This is a genomic window from Streptomyces sp. NPDC043685 (assembly GCF_056436585.1).
Genome location: NZ_JBWKCH010000012.1, coordinates 94480 through 116843, shown reverse-complemented (window position 1 = coordinate 116843; position 22364 = coordinate 94480). Strand labels below are relative to the sequence as shown.

The 22364-nt window shown below is 72.0% G+C and carries 20 protein-coding genes; 7 read left to right on the top strand and 13 right to left on the bottom strand.

All coding sequences use genetic code 11. From position 1 onward, the window contains the following. The first annotated feature begins 3 nt into the window (after nt 1-3). The 3 genes from AC0665_RS33170 to AC0665_RS33160 all read left to right on the top strand — a co-directional run bounded on the left by AC0665_RS33170 (nt 4) and on the right by AC0665_RS33160 (nt 1658). The gene (locus AC0665_RS33170) at nt 4-417 is read left to right on the top strand and encodes a roadblock/LC7 domain-containing protein (protein ID WP_033321188.1); all 414 of its coding nucleotides are present in this window, start codon (nt 4-6) and stop codon (nt 415-417) included. A 94-nt stretch (nt 418-511) separates the two neighbouring features. Next, nucleotides 512-1096, top strand: coding sequence for a DUF742 domain-containing protein (locus tag AC0665_RS33165; protein ID WP_363118192.1), 585 nt, complete (start codon nt 512-514; stop codon nt 1094-1096). Next, nucleotides 1077-1658: a GTP-binding protein gene (locus AC0665_RS33160; RefSeq protein WP_014675207.1), complete on the top strand. Its 582-nt coding sequence runs from the start codon at nt 1077-1079 to the stop codon at nt 1656-1658. The genes AC0665_RS33165 and AC0665_RS33160 overlap by 20 nt, the downstream gene beginning before the upstream one ends. Before the next feature lie 171 nt (nt 1659-1829). Here the strand turns inward: AC0665_RS33160 and AC0665_RS33155 are convergent, their stop codons facing one another. From AC0665_RS33155 to AC0665_RS33145, 3 genes are all read right to left on the bottom strand, one after another. Next, the gene (locus AC0665_RS33155) at nt 1830-2024 is read right to left on the bottom strand and encodes an acyl-CoA carboxylase subunit epsilon (RefSeq protein ID WP_142159151.1); all 195 of its coding nucleotides are present in this window, start codon (nt 2022-2024) and stop codon (nt 1830-1832) included. Between the two features lie 35 nt (nt 2025-2059). Continuing rightward, a complete protein-coding gene (locus AC0665_RS33150) occupies nt 2060-3643 on the bottom strand; it encodes an acyl-CoA carboxylase subunit beta (RefSeq protein ID WP_468413046.1) in 1584 nt (527 codons plus the stop codon). Between the two features lie 154 nt (nt 3644-3797). After that, nucleotides 3798-6194, bottom strand: coding sequence for a polysaccharide lyase 8 family protein (locus AC0665_RS33145; protein ID WP_478706452.1), 2397 nt, complete (start codon nt 6192-6194; stop codon nt 3798-3800). A 144-nt stretch (nt 6195-6338) separates the two neighbouring features. On the opposite strand from AC0665_RS33145, the gene AC0665_RS33140 reads away from it, so the two are divergent. Beyond that, the gene (locus AC0665_RS33140; protein ID WP_478706486.1) at nt 6339-6551 is read left to right on the top strand and encodes a SpoIIE family protein phosphatase; all 213 of its coding nucleotides are present in this window, start codon (nt 6339-6341) and stop codon (nt 6549-6551) included. A gap of 308 nt (nt 6552-6859) precedes the next feature. Here the strand turns inward: AC0665_RS33140 and AC0665_RS33135 are convergent, their stop codons facing one another. Further along, nucleotides 6860-7717, bottom strand: coding sequence for an SDR family NAD(P)-dependent oxidoreductase (locus AC0665_RS33135; RefSeq protein ID WP_478609182.1), 858 nt, complete (start codon nt 7715-7717; stop codon nt 6860-6862). 254 nt (nt 7718-7971) lie between these two features. Between AC0665_RS33135 and AC0665_RS33130 the strand changes: the two genes are divergently transcribed. After that, a complete protein-coding gene (locus AC0665_RS33130; protein ID WP_468413050.1) occupies nt 7972-8571 on the top strand; it encodes a YceI family protein in 600 nt (199 codons plus the stop codon). A 220-nt stretch (nt 8572-8791) separates the two neighbouring features. Further along, complete coding sequence (locus AC0665_RS33125; RefSeq protein ID WP_478706451.1) at nt 8792-9577, top strand: S1 family peptidase; 786 nt, start codon at nt 8792-8794, stop codon at nt 9575-9577. Nucleotides 9578-9590: 13 nt separating this feature from the next. Here AC0665_RS33125 and AC0665_RS33120 read toward each other — a convergent pair whose 3' ends face one another. Then, on the bottom strand, nt 9591-10196 hold the full coding sequence (locus tag AC0665_RS33120; RefSeq protein WP_478609009.1) for a YdeI/OmpD-associated family protein: 606 nt from the start codon (nt 10194-10196) through the stop codon (nt 9591-9593). Between the two features lie 116 nt (nt 10197-10312). After that, entirely contained in the window at nt 10313-11692 is a 1380-nt protein-coding gene (locus tag AC0665_RS33115) for a hypothetical protein (protein ID WP_478706450.1), read from the bottom strand. Between the two features lie 113 nt (nt 11693-11805). Here AC0665_RS33115 and AC0665_RS33110 point away from each other — a divergent pair, with 113 nt between their 5' ends. Continuing rightward, nucleotides 11806-12492, top strand: a complete 687-nt coding sequence (locus AC0665_RS33110) for an SLATT domain-containing protein (RefSeq protein ID WP_478609004.1) — start codon at nt 11806-11808, stop codon at nt 12490-12492. Between the two features lie 37 nt (nt 12493-12529). Here AC0665_RS33110 and cimA read toward each other — a convergent pair whose 3' ends face one another. The 7 genes from cimA to AC0665_RS33075 form a co-directional block, all read right to left on the bottom strand. Further along, nucleotides 12530-14137 (bottom strand): citramalate synthase, encoded by a 1608-nt coding sequence (gene cimA, locus AC0665_RS33105; RefSeq protein WP_468634102.1) that lies wholly within the window; start codon nt 14135-14137, stop codon nt 12530-12532. Between the two features lie 622 nt (nt 14138-14759). Then, on the bottom strand, nt 14760-15359 hold the full coding sequence (locus tag AC0665_RS33100; RefSeq protein WP_468413062.1) for a TetR/AcrR family transcriptional regulator: 600 nt from the start codon (nt 15357-15359) through the stop codon (nt 14760-14762). Between the two features lie 8 nt (nt 15360-15367). Next, complete coding sequence (locus AC0665_RS33095; protein ID WP_478706449.1) at nt 15368-16444, bottom strand: agmatine deiminase family protein; 1077 nt, start codon at nt 16442-16444, stop codon at nt 15368-15370. Nucleotides 16445-16453: 9 nt separating this feature from the next. Next, nucleotides 16454-18166: an urease subunit alpha gene (locus AC0665_RS33090; protein WP_468634108.1), complete on the bottom strand. Its 1713-nt coding sequence runs from the start codon at nt 18164-18166 to the stop codon at nt 16454-16456. Beyond that, a complete protein-coding gene (gene ureA / locus AC0665_RS33085) occupies nt 18163-18867 on the bottom strand; it encodes an urease subunit gamma (RefSeq protein ID WP_478608997.1) in 705 nt (234 codons plus the stop codon). The genes AC0665_RS33090 and ureA overlap by 4 nt, the downstream gene beginning before the upstream one ends. A gap of 978 nt (nt 18868-19845) precedes the next feature. Further along, nucleotides 19846-20934, bottom strand: coding sequence for a branched-chain amino acid aminotransferase (locus tag AC0665_RS33080; protein WP_468413069.1), 1089 nt, complete (start codon nt 20932-20934; stop codon nt 19846-19848). A 240-nt stretch (nt 20935-21174) separates the two neighbouring features. Further along, nucleotides 21175-22218: a 3-isopropylmalate dehydrogenase gene (locus AC0665_RS33075; protein WP_363118207.1), complete on the bottom strand. Its 1044-nt coding sequence runs from the start codon at nt 22216-22218 to the stop codon at nt 21175-21177. Between the last annotated feature and the right edge of the window lie 146 nt (nt 22219-22364).

The window sequence follows — 22364 nt, the reverse complement described above, 5'->3', positions numbered from 1 at the left end:
CCGATGAGCCAGGCGGCACAGAACCTGAACTGGTTGATCACCAACTTCGTGGACAACACCCCGGGGGTGTCCCACACGGTGGTGGTCTCCGCCGACGGACTCCTTCTGGCGATGTCCGAAGGCTTCCCCCGCGACCGCGCCGACCAGCTCGCGGCCGTCGCCTCCGGTCTGACGTCTCTGACGGCAGGCGCCTCCCGGATCTTCGAGGGTGGCAGCGTGAATCAGACGGTTGTGGAAATGGAGCGGGGATTCCTGTTCATCATGTCCATCTCAGACGGATCGTCGCTCGCGGTTCTCGCACATCCGGAGGCGGACATCGGCCTCGTCGGGTATGAGATGGCACTGCTGGTCGACCGAGCCGGTACGGTCCTGACACCGGACCTTCGTGCGGAGCTCCAGGGGAGCCTGCTCAACTAACAGACGGACGGTGCGTTTTGGCGTCCCGGGGCCGTAAGGTCTTGGGACGCGGCTCCACAGCGATGGGTGCCAGGCACAGTCGGAGGAGGAGAAAGTGGCAACACCCCCAGGCGGTTCGTCTTCGGGCAACTGGTCGTACGGCCCTGGCCAGGGTCAGGGCGACGGTGGTCAGAACCCGAACCGTTACAACTTCCCCTCCGCGCCCAGCCACCGGCAGCCGTACGCGCCGCAGGGCCCCGGCCCCTCGCCGTACGACCAGCCGCCGGCGCCGCGCATCCAGCCCGTGCAGCCGCAGCGCCGCAGCCCCGAGCCGACGCCCGGCGGGGCGTCGAACAATCACAATCCGTTGGTGCGCCCGTACGCCATGACCGGCGGCCGGACACGCCCGCGCTACCAGCTCGCCATCGAGGCGCTGGTGCACACCACTGCGCAGCCGCACCAGATGCAGGGCCAGTTGCCCGAGCATCAGCGGATCTGCAACCTCTGCCGGGACATCAAGTCGGTCGCCGAGATCTCGGCGCTCCTCACGATTCCTCTCGGCGTGGCCAGGATCCTCGTCGCCGACTTGGCGGAGGCGGGACTGGTCGCCATCCATCAGCCCGGCGGCGACGAAAACGCCGGCGGCCAGCCAGACGTGACACTGCTCGAAAGGGTGCTCAGTGGACTTCGCAAGCTCTAGCGGAGGGCCTTCCCGCTCCACCACGTCCGCGAAGATCGTGGTGGCTGGCGGCTTCGGCGTGGGCAAGACCACGTTCGTGGGTGCCGTCTCGGAGATCAACCCGCTGCGCACCGAGGCCGTCATGACGTCCGCCAGCGCGGGCATCGACGACCTGACCCACACCGGGGACAAGACCACCACCACGGTGGCCATGGACTTCGGCCGTATCACCCTGGACCAGGACCTGATCCTGTACCTGTTCGGTACACCGGGCCAGGACCGCTTCTGGTTCATGTGGGACGACCTGGTGCGCGGCGCCATCGGCGCGATCGTGCTGGTCGACACGAGGAGGCTCGCCGACTGCTTCCCCGCCGTCGACTACTTCGAGAACAGCGGCCTGCCGTTCGTCATCGCGCTGAACGGCTTCGACGGACAGCAGCCGTACACGCCGGACGAGGTGCGCGAGGCGCTCCAGATCGGCCCGGACACTCCCATCATCACGACGGACGCCCGGCACCGGGCCGACGCGAAGTCGGCGCTGATCACGCTGGTGGAGCACGCGCTGATGGCTCGGCTCCGTTAGTTCTCTCGCTGTGGGACAGCCCCTGGCGGCCTCTGGGCCGCCGGGGGCTGTTGCGTTGCCGGGGGCTGTTGCGTTGCCGGGTGCGGGTTCTTGGGGGCTTGTCGCGCAGTTCCCCGCGCCCCCAAAACAAAGCAGGCCCCTCCAGGAGGGGCCTGCTTTCTGGTTCTGTGCTCAGCGCCAGCTGTGCGGGGCCCTGAAGCCGGGCTCGCGCTCCAGGCGGCGCCAGCCGGCCTTGATGCGGCCGCGGTGGGCCGGGGTGGGATCCGTCGGGCGGGCGGCGGCGCGGGCGAGGAGGATGGCCGTGATGGCGGCGACTTCCTCGGGCTCGGCGTGGCCCTTCTCGACGCGGATGTCAGCTGATTCCATGGGTGTCAGTCTCCGTGAGGAAGATGTCCGCCGGGTTACTGCGGCGGGTTGCCGTGCTTGCGGGACGGCAGGTCCGCGTGCTTGGTCTGGAGCATCGCGAGGGACCTGATGAGCACCTCGCGGGTCTCGGCGGGGTCGATGACGTCGTCGACCAGGCCGCGCTCGGCCGCGTAGTAGGGGTGCATCAGCTCGGACTTGTACTCCTTGACCATGCGGGCCCGCATGGCCTCGGGGTCCTCGGCGTCGGCGATCTGGCGGCGGAAGATGACGTTGGCGGCACCCTCCGCGCCCATGACGGCGATCTCGTTCGTCGGCCAGGCGTAGGTGAGGTCGGCACCGATGGACTGGCTGTCCATGACGATGTACGCACCTCCGTAGGCCTTCCGCAGGATCAGGGAGATCCTCGGTACGGTCGCGTTGCAGTAGGCGTAGAGGAGCTTCGCGCCGTGGCGGATGATGCCACCGTGCTCCTGGTCGACGCCCGGGAGGAAGCCGGGGACGTCCAGAAGAGTGATGATCGGAATGTTGAAGGCATCGCACATCTGAACGAAACGGGCCGCCTTCTCGGAGGCCTCGATGTCCAGTACGCCCGCCAGCGACTGGGGCTGGTTCGCCACGATGCCGACGACCTGGCCGTCCATCCGGCCCAGCGCGCAGATGATGTTGCGGGCCCAGCGCTCGTGGACCTCGAGGTACTCGCCGTCGTCGACGATCTCCTCGATGACCTTGGCCATGTCGTAAGGCCGGTTGCCGTCCGCCGGGACCAGGTCCAGCAGGACGTCCGAACGGCGGTCGGTGGCGTCCGAGGACTCCGTGCGGGGCGGGTTCTCCCGGTTGTTCTGCGGGAGCAGGGAGAGCAGGTAGCGGACCTCGGCGATGCAGGTCTCTTCGTCGTCGTAGGCGAAGTGGCAGACGCCGGAGGTCTCGGCGTGGACGTCGGCACCGCCCAGGCCGTTCTGCGTGATCTCCTCGCCGGTGACCGCCTTGACGACGTCGGGGCCGGTGATGAACATCTGCGAGGTCTCGCGGACCATGAAGACGAAGTCGGTGAGGGCGGGGCTGTAGGCCGCGCCACCGGCGCACGGGCCGAGCATCACCGAGATCTGCGGGATCACGCCCGAGGCCTTGGTGTTGCGCTGGAAGATGCCGCCGTAGCCGGCGAGCGCCGAGACGCCCTCCTGGATACGGGCGCCGGCGCCGTCGTTCAGCGACACCAGCGGGGCACCGGCCGCGATGGCCATGTCCATGATCTTGTGGATCTTCGTGGCGTGAGCCTCGCCCAGGGCGCCACCGAAGATGCGGAAGTCGTGCGCGTAGACGAAGACCGTGCGGCCCTCCACCGTGCCCCAGCCGGTGATCACACCGTCGGTGTACGGCTTCTTGGCGTCCAGGCCGAAGCCGGTGGCCCGGTGCCGGCGCAGCTGCTCGACCTCCCGGAAGGAGTCCGGGTCGAGGAGGAGTTCGATGCGCTCCCGCGCGGTCAGCTTGCCCTTGGCGTGCTGCGCCTCGGTCGCCTTCTCGCTCGGTCCCGCCATCGCCTGCGCGCGGATCTCGTGCAGTTCGGCCACACGTCCACGCGCGTCGGTCGGCTCACCCGGCGCCTCATCCAAAACGGTCATGTAGCGACTCTACGAAGACAACCGAGGAATCCGGGCCGTCGACTCCTCACAGTCTCCGGCGTGTTTTCCTGGTACCCCTGAACAGAACCATGACGGGGTTGACCCTTTCTGACTGCTCCGGGGGCGTGTCGCTTGTAGGGGTCGCACAAAGGGGTCAGGCCGGGGTCACCTCACAGACGTGGGTGGCGCACGCCGTCCCCGGAGTGACGCGCACGCGCAGCCGGCGGCCGGCGGAGAGCACCTCGACCGTCTCGTCCGCGCGGTCGACCCGGCGGACCGGGTGGTCCCAGACGATCTCCAAGGGCTCCCCGGTGCGGGGCGGTTCGCTCACGCAGAGGGTAGCGGCCGGGCCGCGGCGGACCAGCAGCACGCTCGCCGCGGAGGAGGCGGTGAGCGGACCGGCCGTGCCGGGCCGCCAGAAGTTCACGGCCGTGCAGCCGAGGGAGGGCACCGTGACCGCCTGGCGGGCGGCGTCGTTGGCGAGCACCGACATCCAGCGGCGGTCGGCGGCGCGGCGGGCGACCGCCCCGCGGGACGCCCCGGGCATGAGGACGTAGGCGTACGTGGCGTCCTCGGGGTCGGTGCCGTGGTCGAGCCAGAGGGTCTGCCAGCGGCGGGTGCGCCGCTCGGGTGCGCCGCCGGTGTTGATGTCGGACCAGGCGCCCGTGCGGTCCTCGCGCAGCGTCTTCGGCCGGGGGCCGGGCAGGACCCAGCCGCCGTGGCCCTCCAGGTGGGCCCAGCCGGGGCCTTCGACGAAGCGCTGGGTGCCGGACGCGCCGAGGTTGCGGTTGTCGACGACCGTCTCGACCGGGACGCCGTCGGAGCAGGTGATCCCGGCGCCCAGGCAGATCACCGCGTCCGCCGTGCAGAACCAGGACTTGCGGGCCTCGAGGGTGGAGCCGAGGCCCTTGAGGTGCTGGCCGAGGGCCGCGTAGGTGCCGTCGGTGGTGCCGCCGACCCAGCGCGCGTCGGGGCGAGCGGTGCCCCATTCGCCGCCTTCGCGGTCGGCGAGCCGCTTGGTGGAGACGGTGGTGCCGGGCAGGCGGTACCAGTCGACGGTCGGCCAGAACCAGTCCGTGTACTGGTCGCTCGCGCCGGACCACCAGCTGACCATGCCCGCGCCGGTGTGCCAGCCGCGGGGGTTCTCGCCGTTGCCACACTCGTAGTGGGCGATGCGGTCGCTGGCCATGGCGATGTTCACGGTGAAGCCGGGGCCGCGGTGGACGGCCCGGTCCATGGCGGCGAAGAGGTGGTGCCCGGGGGGTTCGGGTGCGGCCGGGACGGGCGAGGCTGCGATGGCGTGCAGCCGGGCCAGGTCGGCGACGCCGAACTGTGGTGCCGTCAGGATGGGCGCCACGGTGTCCCGTTCGATCCAGCCCTTGACGCGGGCGTGCCAGCGCTCGCGTTCCGCGGGGCTCGCACCGGCCGCGAGCAGGGCGATGGCGGCGATGAGCTGCCGACCGTGATAGTGGTCGCTGCGCATGATCCCGCGGTCGTCGGTGGTGAGCAGACCGCGGCTGATGGCCCGGCCGTTGACGCTGTCCATGACCAGCCCGTCGTGGATGAGCGGCGCGTAGGCCCGTTCGACGCTGTCGAGGACGATCTGCCGGTTCGGGTCGGTGACCTCCCAGTCGGATCCGGCGAGCAGGGCGAAGAGCCGTCCGAGGCCGTCGAGCACGACCTGGCCGTAGGTGCCGGAGTAGGCGACCCAGGTGTGCTGGACGAACGAGCCGTCGGCGTAGAGGCCGTCGCCCCGGGTGACGTGGGGGAAGACCGGGGAGAGCGCGTCCCGGGCGAGGGCGATCCTGTCGGGGTCGGATCCGAGGATGCCGCGCAGGGCGACGGAGCGGCACAGGTCGACGCGGTTGGCGCCGGTGGAGGTGCCGGTGTAGTCGGCGAGGGCCGAGCCGGGGACGAAGTGGTCGACGGCGCCGCAGGCGGCGCGGATCCTGGCCTCCCCCAGCCGCTCGTACAGGGCTGCCGTGATGTCCATCAGCAGACGGGGGCTGCCGATCTGCCATTCCCACCAGTTGCCGTAACGGGTGGTGCCGGGGTGGTAGACGGTGGCGGAGAGGTGGTCGAGACCGCGCAGGACACCGGCCAGGAGACGGGGGTCGGCGGTCGAGCCGGTGCCCTGCTGCACGTAGGCCTGGGTCATGGTCCACAGGCGGCCGTAGGCACGGGTGATGCCGGCCGGCGGGTCGAAGGGGTGGCCGGGCCAGAGGGAGTCGGCGGCCGGGGCCATGCTCGCGAGCAGGTCCCGGGCGAGTGCGCCGGTCTCGGCGAGGCGGGTGGCGTAGGGCTCGGCGGCCGGGTCGTAGCCGGTGCCGAGGGAAATCCCGAGCCAGCGCCGGCGGAGGGTGTCGTACGGGTCGCCGGGATCGCCCGGAGCGCCTGCTTCCCCTACGGCGCCGCCACCCGGGCCGCCGGGCGCCGCGCCCCCGGTGGCCGCGAGGGCCGCGGCTGCCAGCAGCAGGGTGCGACGGCCGGGCCGGAACGGGGCGGCGGCCCCGGCCGTACGGCGGGGGAACTCACGGCGCTGGGAAGTCATGCCCATGCCCTACCACGGGGAGCCGGTGACCTGAACGACGGATCGGGCCGGGGTGACCGGAACGGGGGAAGGGGGGCAGGAGCGGATCGCGGCGGGTGAGGGCCGGGGCGCAGGTGCCGCAGCAGCTCGGCGGGCGGCAGCGATCTGCGGCGCGGCACCTGCGAGCTGTCCAGCGCGGGGCATCTGCCGCCGGTGCTGGTCGGGGCGGACGGCGATGCGCGGCTCATCGACGTACCGGGCGGTGTGCCGCTCGGGGCCGGCGGTGTGGACCGGGACCGGTGCTCGCCTCGGAACTCTCCGCCCGCGCCGCGATCTGCATGGACGGTGACCGGGGCCCGCGCGGCCGGGCCCGGGTGACCGCGTGCCCGCACCGTGACGGGAACCAGCGATCGGGGCGGGGTGGCGGCGATACCGGATTGACCAGGGGTCGCCGGGACGAGGAAACCGGCCGGACGAACGGCACCGGCACCCGCCGGAGCGGCCGAAGCGGTACGGCCCCGGCGAGCCGGTTGGGCCAATCGGCCGGCCGACCTGACCGGGTGGAGCGGGCGGCCCAGAGCCGGAGACGTCCAGAGCGGCCACTGAGCGGCCACCAGGAAGGCCGGGTCGCCCGGATCCGGGGAAGGCCAGGGCACCAGGGACCACGCCGCCCCGCCGGAAACAGGTCAGCCGAAGCGGTTCAGCAGGCGGCGGTACAGGCCCGGTGCGAGGCCTCGGACCCGGCCCGGGAGGGTCAGCCAGGTGGGGACGTAGGCCTCGTCGCGGTTCTGGCGTACGGCCTCCCAGATCGCGCCGGCGACGCAGCCGGGCGAGAGGAGGCCGGTGCGGGTGCCGTCGTAGGGCCTGCCGCGACGGAGGTGGAAAGCGGTGTCGACGGTGCCGGGCACGACGAACGTCACGCCCACGCCCGTGCCGCGCAGCTCCTGGCGCAACGCCTCCGCGAAGGCGGCCAGCCCGGCCTTGGCGGCGGAGTACACCGCCTCCTCCCGCAGACCCACGCAGCCCGCCACCGAGCCGAGCAGCACCACACGGCCCCGTCCGGCCGCGATCATGGAGGGCAGCACCTCGCGCACGAGGTGAAGGGTGGCGTTGAGGTCCAGGGTCAGGACCCGGTCGATGTCGGTGTGCGGCATGGCGGTGAAGGGGCCCGTCCAGCCGAGGCCTGCTCCGGCGACCAGGACGTCGATCCGGCCGGTGGTGTGCAGCGCGGACTGGGCCAGCAGGCGGGGACCGCCCGGGGAGGCGAGGTCGGCGGGCAGCACGACGGCCGACGTGCCGGAGGCCGTCTGCTCCAGGCGGCGCCGGTCGCGTCCGTTGAGGATCAGCTGCCAGCCGTCCATGGCGAAGCGCCGCGCGGTGGCCGCGCCGATGCCGGAGGAGGCCCCGGTGACCAGGGCGACGCGCCGGTCGAGACGCCGCGGCGGCCCGTACTGGTTCACCCGGGCCGGGACGGGGGCGGTGGGGCGTCGCGGGGCGGGTTCCGCCGGGGGGTCGTAGGCCGAGCCGGAGCCGGTGAGTGTCACGAGTCGCTCTCCCCTGCGCTGTGCGTCCGCCGTGGTCTCGTCTGTCTCCATGCGCTCCCTAGAAACGGAACCCCGACTCGCCCGACCTCGCCACCGCAGGGCGCGGGGTTGCGCCGACCGGGGGAACGGATGGGCGGGGCCGGGGCACGGCGCGGACACACCCGATGAAGATGTTGAACATTGAACGGAATAGGTCTACGGTGGGTCGCGTTGGAGTAGTTAAACATTCAACTTCCACCCAGGAGGCACCCGTCATGAGCATCTTCGGCCGCACCGACGCCCGCACCGCCACCGACACCGCCGTGAGCCCCGAGCTCGCCGCGCTGACCGGCGACTACACGATCGACCCCGCCCACTCGACCATCGGCTTCGTCGCCCGGCACGCCATGGTCACCAACGTCAAGGGCGGTTTCCAGGACTTCACCGGCACGCTCCACCTCGACGGCACCGACCCGTCGCGCTCGACGGCCTCCCTCGACGTCGTGATGGACAGCATCAGCACGGGCAACGCCGACCGCGACGGTCACCTGAAGAGCGCGGACTTCTTCAAGACGGACGAGTTCCCGGCCATGACGTTCCGCTCCACCTCGGCGGAGGCCCTCGGCGGGGACGACTACCGGATCACCGGTGACCTGACGATCCTCGGCACCACCCGCCCCCTCACCATCGACCTCGAGTTCAACGGCGCCGCCAAGGACCCGTTCGGCAACGAGCGCGTCGGCTTCGAGGGCAAGGCGGAGATCCTGCGCTCCGAGTGGGGTCTGACCTGGAACGCCGCGCTGGAGACCGGCGGTGTGCTGGTGTCCGACAAGATCAAGCTCAACTTCGACATCTCGGCCATCAGGAACGCGTGAGCTCCGTGGGGCCGGCCCGGTGACACCCCACCGGGCCGGTCTGGCCGGTTCCGGCCCCTTGTGCGGAGTCTGTCGGCGTTCCCATAATCCAGCAGCAGTATTTTGACCAGTCCATGCCAGCACATGGACGTTCTTTTTGCCCTTGCTGCTGTCATGCACTCGTCAATCTGATGCTTCGGTTGCACATCTCCCCGGTCAACCCCCCACGGAAGGCATCACCTTGAAGAGACTCCTCACGGCCCTCAAGAGATGCGCGGTGCTCGGCGCGGCCGCGCTCGCGATCGCCAGCCTCCAGCCCGTCTCCGCCGCGCAGGCCGCCCCGTCGCCCGTCGTCGGCGGGACCCGGGCCGCGCAGGGCGAGTTCCCGTTCATGGTCCGGCTCTCCATGGGCTGCGGCGGCGCGCTCTACACCCAGCAGATCGTGCTCACGGCCGCGCACTGCGTGAGCCGGTCCGGCAACAACACGAGCATCACGGCGACGGCCGGGGTCGTGGACCTCCAGTCCACCAGCGGCCGGGTCCAGGTCCGTTCCACCAAGGTGCTGCGCGCCCCCGGCTACAACGGCACCGGCAAGGACTGGGCGCTCATCAAACTGGCCCAGCCCATCAACCTGCCGACCCTGAAGATCGCCACCACGGCGCAGTACAACACCGGTGACTTCACCGTCGCGGGGTGGGGCGCGAACCGCGAGGGCGGCTCCCAGCAGCGCTACCTCCTGAAGGCCACCGTCCCGTTCGTCGGCGACGCCGCGTGCAAGGCCTACGGCGGTCTCTACGGCAACCTCGTCGCGAACGAGGAGATCTGCGCCGGCTTCGACGCGGGCGGCGTCGACACCTGCCAGGGCGACTCCGGCGGCCCGATGTTCCGCAAGGACAACGCCAGCGACTGGATCCAGGTCGGCATCGTCAGCTGGGGCGAGGGCTGCGCCCGGCCCGAGGCTCCCGGCGTCTACACGGAGGTCTCCACCTTCGCCTCCGCCATCGCCTCGGCGGCATCGACCCTCTGATCCCCTCCGGGAGCTACGGCTCGCGGGCCCGGCGCCTCGGGGTGCCGGGCCCGTCCCGTGACTCCAGTTCCCGCACCGCCGCCGACACCTGCGCCGCCCGGCTCCGCGGTGTCCTGGCCCTGAGCACGCCGAGCATCGTCAGGTACCGGTCCGTGCGGCCGAGGGCCGCGAACGCCGCCGCGGCCCGGGGACTGCGGGCCAGTGCCGCCGCCAGGTCCTGCGGGACCTCCGCCTCCCGCTGGGACGCGTAGGCCGCCTCCCAGCGGCCGTCCGCCCGCGCGGCCGCCACCTCGGCGAGCCCGCCGGGCCGCATGCGCCCGGCGGCCGTCAGCTCCTCGATGCGCCGGACGTTGACCATGGACCAGAGACTGCCGGGGCGCCGCGGGGTGATCCGCTGGAGGTACGACGACGCGTCGAGCCCCTTGCGCTGCCCGGTGATCCAGCCGTGGCACAGCGCCACGTCATTGACGTCGGCGGCGCTCACCGACGGGATGCCCGAGCCCTTCTTCGCGATCCTGACCCACAGTCCCGGATGCGGGGCCGGGTGGGCGGTCAGCCAGGAGTCCAGGTCGGCCGTGGTCTCGAAGGAGAAGGGACCCGTGTCGCCGGAGGTCGTCATGGCACCACGGTAGGCAGGCGGTAGGACGGATCCTGTCCGCTGTGCGAGCAGTGCGGGCGGTTGTTCACGTGCCTGGGCGACGTCCCCCCACGCGCGCCCGCGGCGTGCCGTCCCGCTCAGAAGCCGCCGCCGAAATCACCGCCTCCGCCCCCGCCGCCGAAGTCGCCGCCTCCGCCGCCGAAGTCGCCTCCCCCGAAGCCCCCTCCGAAATCGCCGCCGAAGTCGCCGGAGTCGAAGTCGGCGCCGGAGACGTCGCCGCCGTCGTAGCCGCCGAAGTCGCCGTAGCCGGAGCCGTAGTCGGCCGCGTAGGCGGGGCCCGCCATCATGCTGCCGAGCATGGTGCCGACGAGCAGGCCCGGCAGGAGGCCGCCGCCGAAGTAGCCGCCGGCCCAGGGGCCGTACGCCGGTCCCGCCTCCCAGTAGGGGCGGCGGCCGTAGTCGGTGTCGACCTCGCGGATCACCGGGTCGCGGCCCTCGGCGAGCCGCCGCTCGTCGGCCGCGCAGACCGGGACGTCGCGGGCGGCGCCGGCCGGGGGCGTCCAGGTCGCGTCGGTGACCGAGGGTCCGTGGCGGGGGTCGAAGAAGCAGGGCGGGCGGCGCTCGGGGAGGGGGTCGCCGGCGCGGCGGGCCGCGAGCCGGGCCAGGGCGAACCGGCCGTCCTCCACGGCCTGGGTGACGGCCCGGACGTCCTCCGGTCTCGTCGCGGCCGCCATCAGGGACTTGGCCTGTTCGTAGGAGTCCAGGGCGCGCTCGTAGTCGGTGCGCATCGCGTCGTCGGCGCCGGGTTCGCCGGGGTGGAAGTCGAGCCGGTCGAGTTCCTCGCCGAAGGCGGTGATGTCCTCGTCGACGACCACGCGCAGCTTCTCCAGCGCGGCCCGCTGTTCCTCCTCGTGGCGGCGCCGGTTACGGCGGACCAGGGCGTAGGCGCCCGCGCCGCCGGCCGCGACCAGGGCGCCCACCGTGATCAGGCCGCCGACCGGCACCTCGGTGCCCGAGCCGTCGCTCCAGCCGCTCGGCGCCGAGCCGCGCACGTTGCGCAGGGCGTCGTCGACGAAGTCGTTCAGCTGGGCCTTGGTGTCGCCCGCGCCCTGCACCGCCGTGACCAGGTTGGACACCGCCTGGCGGCTCATCACGGAGCTGTCGGCCCGGGCGTCGAAGCGGTCGCCCAGGTGGACGCCGTACAGGCCGGTGATGCCGGTCTCGGTGCGCAGGTTGCGGAAGAGATTCTGCGTGGGATATCCGGCCGGGAGTACCGCCACGAAGACCGGCTTGTCCGCGTCCTTGATCTTGTCGGCGAGGGCCTCGGCGTCCGACGCCGCCAGTTGCCCGGAGGCGGCCGGATCGACGTAGACGGGGCTCTCGCGCAACTGGCGGGCGACGTCGGAGAGGTCGGTGGCCGCGTGCGCGCCCGGCGCACCGGCCAGCAGCACCGCCAGCACGGCGGCGAACGGAACGATCAGCAGACGTACGACGGTACGCACCAGCGCGGCCTTCATATGTTCGAAGCTACCCGAAACGGCACAAGAAGGGTTATCCGTCGAGACAGGGAATTGCGCGGGCGGCTGCGCCTAGGATGCCTCTGGCCATCCAGAGGGGCGGGAGCGGGGACATGTTCGGACGACGCAGGGCTGCGGACATGACGGTGTCCGAACTGACGGAGCTGGACCGGTCGCGGACGCGGGCCGACCTGCTGTGGGAGCTGTTCCGGCACGCCGAGGCGGAGGTGACGTCGGCGATCGGCTGGTATCTGGCCCGGCGCCGGGGACCGTCGCAGTGGTCGCGTTCGCTGCGGGCGCTCGCCACGCTGCTGGGCATCGTCGGCACGATCACGCCCCTGGTGCACGCGGCCGCGCCCACGGCCGTGCGGCCCGAGTGGGGTTTCGTGTTCCTGGCCGGTGGCGCGGGCTGCGTCCTGTTCGACCGGATCTTCGGGTTCTCGGCGTCCTGGACCCGCTACATCCGCGCGGAACTGGCGTTGCAGCAGATCCTCAAGAAGGCGCAGGCCGACTGGGCGCAGGCGTACCTGAGGACCACCGACTCCCCCAGCGACAAGGAGCAGGCCGCACTGCTCGCCGTGATCGAGCGGCTGCGGACCGACGCCCAGCGGATCATCGAGGACGAGGGCACGGCGTGGGTCGGCTATCTGGCCGACGGCGTCGAGGAGCTGACCCGCTCCACCGGCAGCACCACCGGCCAGCGCGCCCACACCGCGGGCCTCTTCCGCCTCGACCGGACTCCCGGCCGCGACCGGGGCGGCGAGGTCCCGGTGCCGCGGTCCCGGGACTCGGCGATGTGACCCGTGCCCCGGGCACCCGGCCCGGGGCGGGTCTCGGTTACCGCGCCGGAGTGACGCCCGCGCGCAGCAGCCCGTAGGTGTACGCGTCCTCCAGGGCCTGCCAGCTCGCGGCGATGACGTTCTCGGCGACGCCGACCGTCGACCACTCGCCCGTGCCGTCGGACGTGGAGATCAGCACACGGGTCGTGGAGTTGGTGCCGTGCTTGCCCTCCAGGATGCGGACCTTGTAGTCCACCAGTTCCAGCTTGGCGAGCTGGGGATAGATCTTCTCCAGGCCCACGCGCAGGGACCGGTCCAGGGCGTTGACCGGGCCGTTGCCCTCGGCGGTGGCGACGATGCGCTCGCCCTTGGCCCACAGTTTGACCGTGGCCTCGTTGGCGTGGGAGCCGTCGGGCCGGTCCTCGACGATGGCCCGCCAGGACTCGACCTCGAAGTAGCTCAGCGGCTTGCCGCCCTGTACCTCGGCACGCAGCAGCAGTTCGAAGCTCGCGTCGGCCGCCTCGTAGGTGTAGCCCTGGAGTTCGCGCTCCTTCACCCGCTCGACCACCCGGCCGACCAGCTCCCGGTCGCCGCCGAGGTCGATGCCGAGCTCCTTGCCCTTGAGCTCGATGGAGGCCCGTCCGGCCATGTCGGAGACCAGCATCCGCATGGTGTTGCCGACCAGTTCGGGGTCGATGTGCTGGTAGAGGTCCGGGTCGACCTTGATCGCGGAGGCGTGCAGTCCGGCCTTGTGGGCGAAGGCGGAGACGCCGACGTAGGGCTGGTGGGTGGAGGGCGTGAGGTTGACGACCTCGGCGATGGCGTGGGAGATGCGGGTCATCTCGCGCAGGTGCCCGTCGGGCAGGACCTTCTTGCCGTACTTCAGCTCCAGGGCCGCCACGACCGGGAAGAGGTTTGCGTTGCCGACGCGCTCGCCGTAGCCGTTGGCCGTGCACTGCACGTGCGTCGCGCCCGCGTCGACGGCGGCCAGCGTGTTGGCGACCGCGCAGCCCGTGTCGTCCTGGGCGTGGATGCCGAGCCGGGCTCCGGTGTCGGCGAGGACGGTGGCGACGACGGCCTGGATCTGGGCCGGGAGCATGCCGCCGTTGGTGTCGCACAGGATGACCACGTCCGCGCCGGCCTGCGAGGCGGTACGGACGACCGCCTTGGCGTACTCGGGGTTGGCGCGGTAGCCGTCGAAGAAGTGCTCGCAGTCGACGAAGACGCGGCGGCCCTGCTCCTTGAGGAAGGACACGGTGTCGCGGACCATCGCCAGGTTCTCGTCCAGGGTGGTGCGCAGCGCGAGTTCGACATGGCGGTCGTGCGACTTGGCGACCAGCGTGATCACCGGAGCACCGGACTCCAGGAGCGCCCTGACCTGCGGGTCCTCGGCGGCGGTGGTGCCGGCGCGACGGGTGGAGCCGAACGCGACGAGCTGGGCGTGCCGGAAGTCGATCTCCTGCTGGGCCCGGGCGAAGAACTCGGTGTCCCGGGGGTTGGCACCCGGCCAGCCGCCCTCGATGAAGCCCACGCCGAAGTCGTCCAGGTGCCGCGCGATGGCCAGCTTGTCCGCGACGGTGAGGTTGATGCCCTCCCGCTGGGCGCCGTCGCGCAGGGTGGTGTCGAAGACGTGGAACGAATCGTCGAGCTCGCTGCTAGCGGTCATGGTCTCAAGGCTCCTGAGGATGGGATCTCGGTCGTACCGGAATGACCGGCTCCACCGCCCTCACATACTCCCTCGCGCTCTCGCCTCCGGCTGTGGGTGGGCCAGAAATGCGAAAAACCTCTCGCGGGTGCGAGAGGTCTGCGCGCGGGTCGAGGACGACGGTGTCCGCCCGTACCTGGTCGTACGTGACGGTCACTGCGGACCGGCGCGCCTGCTGCCAATAATCGTGGCGAACGAGAGCACGGGGGCAGTTTGGCACAACCCCCGCGCTCGGCTCACCGCCGTCTCAGGATGCGGTCGGTCACTTCAGGTGACGGACGTAGACATGCGAGGTGTCGTACGTGTCGCCGGGTACCAGGTCGGCCGCCGAGCTGCTGAAGGCGACGGTGCGGCCGTCGCGGTCGATCACGGGGGCGGACACCCCTTGATCGTTCGGACCGCCCCGGGTGTCCGCGCTGGCCAGGACCGTGCGGCCGGTGCGCAGCTCGCGGACGTACGCGCGGGTCGTGTGGTTCGTGTCCCGCGGACGCTTCTCCCCCGGCCCCGCGCCGAGGGCTCCCCCGAGCCAACATCAACGGCCGGAGGATCAATCCACCGTATTGATTACGACCCGGGTGTGCGTTCAGGCGTCCGCGAGGAGGCTGTCGGCGAGGAACTCGCGCACGTGGCGCAGGATCTGCGCCCGGTCGGTGCCGCGCAGCCCGATCGCCACATGGATGGAGAAGCCGTCCAGCAGGGCCCGCAGGCGGGTGGCGAACCGGTCCGGGTCGACGCCGCGGAACTCGCCCCGCGAGATGCCCTCGGCGAGCAGCGCGACCAGGTCGCGGTGCCAGGCGCCCTCGATGGCGGCCTGCCGGTCGCGGGCGTGGGTGTCGGCGTTCTGCGAGCGGTTCCAGACCTCCAGCCACAGCGTCCAGTGCGGGTCGCGGTGGCCGTCGGGGACGTACAGGTCGACGTAGGCCTCGAGGCGTTCGCGGGCGGGCGCGGCCCGGGTCAGCAGGCGCGCCCGCTCGCCGCCGAGCCGGCCCTCGCTCCACTCCAGGGTGCGCAGCAGCAGTTCGTCCTTGGAGCCGAAGTAGTAGAGGAGGTGGCCGCTGCTCATGCCGACCTCGCGGCCGAGCGCCGCCATGGTGAGCTTCTCCAGGCCGCGCTCGGCGATCATCTCCATGGCCGCGGCGAGGACGTCCTCGCGGGGCGGGGCCTGCCGTCGCCCACCGGCCATGTGCGCTCCTAGATCCTCGGCTGCTGCTGTGTGATGCAGTGGATGCCGCCACCGCCCGCGAAGATCGTACGGGCGTCCACCAGCGTCACGGTCCGCTCGGGGAAGAGGCGGCGGAAGATGCCGGCCGCGATCTCGTCGCGCGGGTCGTCGAAGCCGCACAGCACCACGCCGCCGTTGCAGAGGTAGTGGTTGATGTACGAGTAGTCGGCCCAGTGGCCGTCGGCCTCCAAGACGGTCGGGGCGGGCACCTCCACGACCTCCAGGCGCCGGCCGCGGGCGTCCGTCTGCGACCTCAGCAGGCCGATGACGTCCTTGGTCACCTCGTGGTCGGGGTGGGCCGGATCCGGCTGGGAGTGCGCCACGACGACGCCCGGACGGGCGAAGGCCGCGACGATGTCGACATGGCCGAGGGTGCCGAAGCCGGGGTGGGGGCGCCCCCCGCCCGAGCGGGGCCGAGAGCCCGCGGGAGGGTAGTCGCCGGTCAGGCCGCGCGGCAGCCAGATCGCCTTGCGGGTGCCGAGCTGGGCGTGGATCTCCGCCTCGACCTGGTCGCGCGACCAGCCCGGGTTGCGCTCCGGGCCGAGCTGGACGGTCTCGGTCAGCAGGACGGTGCCCTCGCCGTCGACATGGATCGCCCCGCCCTCGTTGACGAGCTTCGAGGTGTACGTCCGTGCCCCGGCGAGGTCGGCGACGTGTGCGGCGATCTTCGCGTCGTGCTCCCAGCGGGCCCACTCCTGGGCGCCCCAGCCGTTGAACGTCCAGTCGACGGCGGCCAGTTCGCCGTGGCCGTCGGTCAGGAAGGTCGGGCCGATGTCGCGCATCCAGGCGTCGTCGAGGTCCCGCTCGACCGTGTCGACACCCTCGCCCAGCAACGCACGCGCCTCGCCCGACTGCCCCGGCCCGCACACCACCGTCACCGGCTCGAAGCGGCGCACGGCCCGGGCGACGGCGGCCCAGGCCACCCGGGCGGCGGCCAGCTCCCCGGGGTCGTCGAAGGTCTGGTTCGGGCCCGGCCAGGCCATCCAGGTCCGCTCGTGCGGAACCCATTCGGCGGGCATGCGGAAGCCGTCGGCGGCTGCGGACATCGTTGATCCTCAGAGGAAGTAGAGACGGTTGAGACAGACGGACTCGGCGGGTTCGGAACGCAGCGGCTCTCCGTCGAGGGTGACCAGGCCCGTGCGCTGGTCGACGTCGACGGCCCCGGTACGGGAGTTGAGGCGCAGGTCGGCCGGGCCGATGCCGCGGGTGCCGCGCACGGCGACCCTGCGGCGCCGGGTCGGCATCGTGTCGTGCCCCTGGTCCAGCGCGGCCTGCGCGACGAAGGCCACCGAGAGCTCGGCCGGAGTCGCCCCGTGCGCGCCGAACTGCGGCCCGAGGACGAGGGGTTCGCAGGTGTCGGTCGCCGCGTTCGGGTCGCCGGTCACGCCGTACGCGGGGAAGCCGGCCTTCAGGACCAGTTGCGGTTTGGCGCCGAAGTACTCGGGCCGCCACAGCACGATGTCGGCGAGCTTGCCGGTCTCGATGGACCCGACCTCGTGCGAAAGCCCGTGCGCGAGGGCCGGGTTGATGGTCAGCTTGGCCATGTAGCGCAGGACGCGCTCGTTGTCGTGCCCGTCGCCGGGGGCGCCGGACTCGGCCTTCATCTTCCCGGCCATGGCGAACGTACGGCGGACCGTCTCGCCCGCGCGTCCCATGCCCTGCGCGTCCGAGGAGGTGATGCCGATGACGCCCAGGTCGTGCAGGACGTCCTCGGCGCCCATGGTCCCGGCGCGGATGCGGTCCCGGGCCAGGGCGGCGTCACCGGGCAGGTCGGTCTTGAGGCCGTGGACGGAGACGATCATGCCGTAGTGCTCGGCGACGGCGTCCCGGCCGAAGGGCAGGGTCGGATTGGTGGAGGAGCCGATGACGTTCGGCACGCCCGCCATCTTCAGGACGTTGGGGACGTGCCCGCCGCCGCAGCCCTCGATGTGGAAGGCGTGGATGGTCCGGCCCTCCAGCACCCGCAGGGTGTCCTCCACCGACAGGCACTCGTTCAGCCCGTCGCTGTGCAGGGCGACCTGGACGTCGTGCTCCTCGGCGACCCGCAGGGCGGTGTCCAGGGCGCGGGTGTGGGCGCCCATGTCCTCGTGCACCTTGAACCCTGAGGCACCGCCCTCGGCGAGGGCCTCGACCAGGGGCGCCTCGTGGGACGAGGAACCCCGGCCCAGGAAACCGATGTTGACCGGCCAGGCGTCGAAGGCGCCGAACGCGTGCCGCAGCGCCCAGGGCGAGTTGACGCCGACGCCCCACACCGGGCCGAACTCCTGCCCGATGATCGTGGTCACGCCGGAGGCGAGGGAGGCCTCCATGACGCGCGGCGACAGCAGATGGACGTGGGTGTCGACCGCTCCGGCGGTGGCGATGAGCCCCTCGCCGGAGACGATCGAGGTGCCCGTGCCGACGACGACGTCGACCCCGTCGAGGGTGTCGGGGTTGCCGGCCCGCCCGATGGAGTGGATCCGGCCCTCGCGGATGCCGATGGAGACCTTCCGGATGCCCTGCACGGCGTCGATCACGACGACGTTGCTGATCACGACGTCACAGGTGTCCCGGACGGCGGCGGCCTTGAGGTGCAGTCCGTCGCGGGCGGTCTTGCCGAACCCGGCGAGGAACTCGTCGCCCGGGCGCTGGGAGTCGGACTCGACACGGACGACCAGCCCCGAGTCACCGAGGCGGATACGGTCCCCTGCGCGGGGGCCGTGGGTGGCGGCGTACTCGTGGGGGGTGAGGCGGCGCGCCTCGGCGGCGTGCCCTCCGGGGCGGCTCATCGCTCGGCCTCCTGCTCGGGTGTGTCCGGTGCGCCGAGGTAGCCGCAGGCGGCGGCCCTGCGCAGGGCCTCCTCCCTGGCGCCCGGCGCGTCCAGCGGACCGTCGACGAGTCCGGCGAACCCCACGGCGATCCGTTCGCCCCCGATCGGCACGAGACCGACCTCGGCGCTCTGTCCCGGCCCGAACCGCACGGACGAGCCCGCGGGCACGGCGAGCCGCATGCCGTAGGCCCGGCCGCGGTCGAAGGCGAGCCGCGGGTTGGCCTCGAAGAAGTGGAAGTGGGAGGTCACGGAGACGGGCACGGTCGCGGTGTTGGTGACCGTGAGCCGCTCGGCCGGTTCGGGCTCGGCGTACTCCGGACCGGGCAGCAGCGCCCCCGGGGCGTCCGGCCCGGAACCACCGCCGAGGGGGTCGGAGACGACCGCGAGCCGTGAGCCGTCGTCGAAGACGGCCTCGACCTGCACCTCGGTGACGACGTCGGCGACACCGGGCAGCACGTCGCCCGGCCCGAGGACGCACCGGGCGGCCTCGACGGCATCCGCGAGCCGCTTGCCGTCCCGGGCGGCCTCACACACCGTGTCGGCGATGAGCGCGGTCGCCTCGGGGACGTTGAGCCTCAGCCCCCTGGCCCGGCGGGCGCGGGCGAGTTCGGCGGCGCCGAAGAGCAGCAGCCGGTCGCGTTCGGTCGGGGTCAGCCGCATGTCACTCCCTCTGTTTAGAGCACCACTCTAAACACCGATCCCATTAAGGGGAAGGTCAGCAGGGGGTAGCGCGACATAATCTTGAGTGTCGCTCTAAATGAGGGAGACCAGTGTGGTGCTCGCGGGTACGGTCGTGGGCGTGATGTTGCACGGCCCCGCCGGCGCTGGGCTCGCTGCGCACCGGCGGGGCCGTGTCAGGGGTGTGCGGGCGGCTGGTCGGCTCGGTGGCCGGGCTGCCGCGGGGCGGGGTGTCGTACGGCGTCGTCCGCGGACTGCTCGCCGCTGCCACCGTGGCGGGGGGGGCTGCGGTTACCGGGTGCGCGCATGACGGCCCTGCTCGCGCTCGGCGTGATCGCCTGCACCCCGGCTTCACCACCGACGCGCTTCGGGAGGCGGGCGGCTGTCTGCCGGGCGGGTTCCGCCGACTGACTGCTCGCGGCGGCCGTCGCCGCCGGGCTGTCCGGGCAGTCGCCTGCATCACGCTGCTGGACGACTGCACCCGCTGCACCTCAGGGGCCCGCCACGTCTCCCGCCGGGTGCGGCACGCCACCTGACCGGGGCTGATGCCGGGCCTGCTGGAGCGCGGTACGGTCTCGCGTTCACGGCGGACGCGGACGGGGCGGCCACACGGGCCCACTGGTCGGCGCGGGCCCGTCCCGGCCACCTCGTCGTCTCGGGCGGCGTACACGGTCGCCGTCGCGGCCACGGCCGCCGTCTTCGCCGGGCATCACCGCTCGCGCGCGCGACACGAGGACATCCCGCGTGCTGCTGCTGACCGCCCTGGGCAGGCCTTGGGCGGTCACTACTGCCTGCCGGTGCGGACTGCGGTTTCCCGCTGTCGCGGGTGGTGGGACGGGCGGCTGTGCACTGTTGCCCCCGGGGCGGTTCCCGTCGAGCCCGGGGCCGGTGCCGCAAGCAGCACTTCCGGCCCGACCCGCTTGTGGTGGTGGGTGGGCGGTGCCCCGGGGCCAGGGCGGCTCAGCCCAGTCGGTGCATCCAGCCGTGGGCGTCCGAGGCCGTGCCCCGCTGGATGTCGAGCAGCGCCTGGCGCAGCCGCAGCGTGACCTCGCCCGGCTCTCCCCCGCTCTGCTTCCACTCCGCCCCGGCCCGCTTCACCGTGCCGACCGGGGTGATCACCGCGGCCGTACCGCAGGCGAAGACCTCGGTGAGGGACCCGTTCTCCGAGTCCCGCTGCCACTGGTCGACCGAGACCCGGCCCTCCTCGGCCTCGTATCCGAGGTCACGGGCGACGGCGAGCAGCGAGTCGCGCGTGACGCCCTCCAGGATCGAGCCGGTGAGCGACGGAGTGACGATCTTGTCGCCGTACACGAAGTACAGGTTCATGCCGCCCAGTTCCTCGACCCACGTGTGCTCCACGGCGTCGAGGTAGCAGACCTGGTCACAGCCCTTCGTCGCGGCCTCGGCCTGGGCGAGCAGGGACGCGGCGTAGTTGCCGCCGGTCTTGGCGTCGCCCATGCCGCCGGGCACGGCACGCACGCGGTCCTCGGAGACCCAGATCGACACCGGCTTCACACCACCGGGGAAGTACGCCCCGGCCGGGGAGGCGATCACCAGGAACAGGTACTCGTTGGCCGGCTTCACACCCAGCCCGACCTCGGTCGCGATCATGAACGGGCGCAGGTAGAGGGACTCCTCACCGCCGTGCGCCGGCACCCACGCCTTGTCCTGCTTCACCAGGGCGTCGCACGCCTCGATGAACGTCTCGACCGGCAGCTCGGGCATCGCGAGGCGGCGGGCGGAGCTCTGGAACCGCTCGGCGTTCTTCTCGGGGCGGAAGGTGGCGACGGACCCGTCGGGCTGGCGGTAGGCCTTCAGACCCTCGAAGATCTCCTGCGCGTAGTGCAGGACCGTGGTGGCGGGGTCCAGGGAGATCGGCGCGTACGGCACGAGCTGCCCGTCGTGCCAGCCGCGGCCTTCCGTCCACTTGATCGTCACCATGTGGTCGGTGAAGTGGCGGCCGAACCCGGGGTTGGCCAGGATCGCCTCGCGTTCGGCGGCGGAGAGCGGGTGGGCGGAGGGCTTGAGCTCGATCGTGGGCGTCGTCATGGGTTGATGTCCTTCACCGGTTGTAGTGACGGGCCGCGCTCGGTACTGCTCTGCTGGGGACCAGTGCTAGGACGTCCGAGCATTCCCTCGTTCCGCGGCCTCGCGTTCGATTATCGCCCGGAGGCGGCGGCGCGAGGAACGGGGGAACGCGGCCGGTGGTCGATGGTGACACCCGGCGGGAGCATGCGGAAGCCGCCGGGCGCTGATGCGACCCGGCGGCTTGCGGTGTGCAGCGGCGGGTCAGCCGGCTACGCGTACGGCGAGCGCGTCGCCGATCTCCGAGGTGGAGCGGGCGGGCTTGCCGGTGCGCTCGGCCAGGTCGGCGGCGACCGCCTCGTCGATGCGGGCGGCCTCGGCCTCGTAGCCGAGGTGGCGCAGGAGCAGGGCGACGGACAGCACGGTGGCGGTCGGGTCGGCCTTGCCCTGGCCGGCGATGTCCGGGGCCGAGCCGTGCACGGGCTCGAACATGGAGGGGAAGTCGCCGGAGGGGTTGATGTTGCCGCTCGCGGCGACCCCGATGCCGCCGGAGACGGCCGCGGCGAGGTCCGTGATGATGTCGCCGAACAGGTTGTCGGTGACGATGACGTCGAAGCGCTCGGGCTGGGTGACCAGGTAGATGGTCGCCGCGTCGACGTGCATGTACTCGGTGGTGACCTCGGGGAACTCCTCGGCCACCTTGTTGAAGACGTTCGTCCACAGGTGACCCGCGAAGGTCAGCACGTTGTTCTTGTGGATCAGCGCCAGCTTCTTGCGCGGGCGGGCCTGGGCGCGGGCGAAGGCGTCGCGGACCACGCGCTCCACACCGAAGGCCGTGTTCACGGACACCTCGGTGGCGACCTCGTGCTCGGTGCCCTTGCGGATGGTGCCGCCGTTGCCGGTGTAGGGGCCCTCGGTGCCCTCGCGGACCACGACGAAGTCGATCTGCGGCTCACCGGCGAGCGGGGTGGCGACACCCGGAAGGAGCTTCGACGGACGCAGGTTGACGTGGTGGTCGAAGGCGAAACGGAGCTTGAGCAGGAAACCCCGCTCCAGGACGCCGGACGGCACGGACGGGTCGCCGATCGCGCCGAGCAGGATGGCGTCGTGCCGCTTCAGGGCGTCGAGGTCGGCGTCGGTGAGGGTCTCACCGGTGGCGTGGTAGCGCCGGGCGCCGAAGTCGTACTCCTCGGTCTCCAGCTTCACATCCTGCGGAAGGACGGCGGAGAGGACCTTCAGACCTTCGGCCACGACTTCCTGGCCGATGCCGTCACCGGGGATCACTGCGAGATTGAGGCTGCGAGACATGCGGGCACCCTACTCCTCGTCCCATGGGATGACACTCGATGTCCGGGATGCGGACAGCGGGGAGGCGTCCGACCGGGGGACGGCACGCTCCCGTCGGGTGCCGTTCACCCGGATGTGGTGCGGCCGTCGGCCTCCGCTGGGAAGTT

Excerpts from the sequence above, each read along its gene's own strand:
- AC0665_RS33170 (WP_033321188.1), top strand. The coding sequence starts at position 4 with ATGAGCCAGGCGGCACAGAACCTGAACTGGTTGATCACCAACTTCGTG.
- AC0665_RS33150 (WP_468413046.1), bottom strand. The coding sequence starts at position 3,643 with ATGACCGTTTTGGATGAGGCGCCGGGTGAGCCGACCGACGCGCGTGGA.
- AC0665_RS33075 (WP_363118207.1), bottom strand. The coding sequence starts at position 22,218 with ATGTCTCGCAGCCTCAATCTCGCAGTGATCCCCGGTGACGGCATCGGC.
- AC0665_RS33080 (WP_468413069.1), bottom strand. The coding sequence starts at position 20,934 with ATGACGACGCCCACGATCGAGCTCAAGCCCTCCGCCCACCCGCTCTCC.
- AC0665_RS33090 (WP_468634108.1), bottom strand. The coding sequence starts at position 18,166 with ATGAGCCGCCCCGGAGGGCACGCCGCCGAGGCGCGCCGCCTCACCCCC.
- AC0665_RS33115 (WP_478706450.1), bottom strand. The coding sequence starts at position 11,692 with ATGAAGGCCGCGCTGGTGCGTACCGTCGTACGTCTGCTGATCGTTCCG.
- AC0665_RS33120 (WP_478609009.1), bottom strand. The coding sequence starts at position 10,196 with ATGACGACCTCCGGCGACACGGGTCCCTTCTCCTTCGAGACCACGGCC.
- AC0665_RS33145 (WP_478706452.1), bottom strand. The coding sequence starts at position 6,194 with ATGACTTCCCAGCGCCGTGAGTTCCCCCGCCGTACGGCCGGGGCCGCC.
- AC0665_RS33095 (WP_478706449.1), bottom strand. The coding sequence starts at position 16,444 with ATGTCCGCAGCCGCCGACGGCTTCCGCATGCCCGCCGAATGGGTTCCG.
- ureA (WP_478608997.1), bottom strand. The coding sequence starts at position 18,867 with ATGCGGCTGACCCCGACCGAACGCGACCGGCTGCTGCTCTTCGGCGCC.
- AC0665_RS33100 (WP_468413062.1), bottom strand. The coding sequence starts at position 15,359 with ATGGCCGGTGGGCGACGGCAGGCCCCGCCCCGCGAGGACGTCCTCGCC.
- AC0665_RS33110 (WP_478609004.1), top strand. The coding sequence starts at position 11,806 with ATGTTCGGACGACGCAGGGCTGCGGACATGACGGTGTCCGAACTGACG.
- AC0665_RS33130 (WP_468413050.1), top strand. The coding sequence starts at position 7,972 with ATGAGCATCTTCGGCCGCACCGACGCCCGCACCGCCACCGACACCGCC.
- cimA (WP_468634102.1), bottom strand. The coding sequence starts at position 14,137 with ATGACCGCTAGCAGCGAGCTCGACGATTCGTTCCACGTCTTCGACACC.
- AC0665_RS33155 (WP_142159151.1), bottom strand. The coding sequence starts at position 2,024 with ATGGAATCAGCTGACATCCGCGTCGAGAAGGGCCACGCCGAGCCCGAG.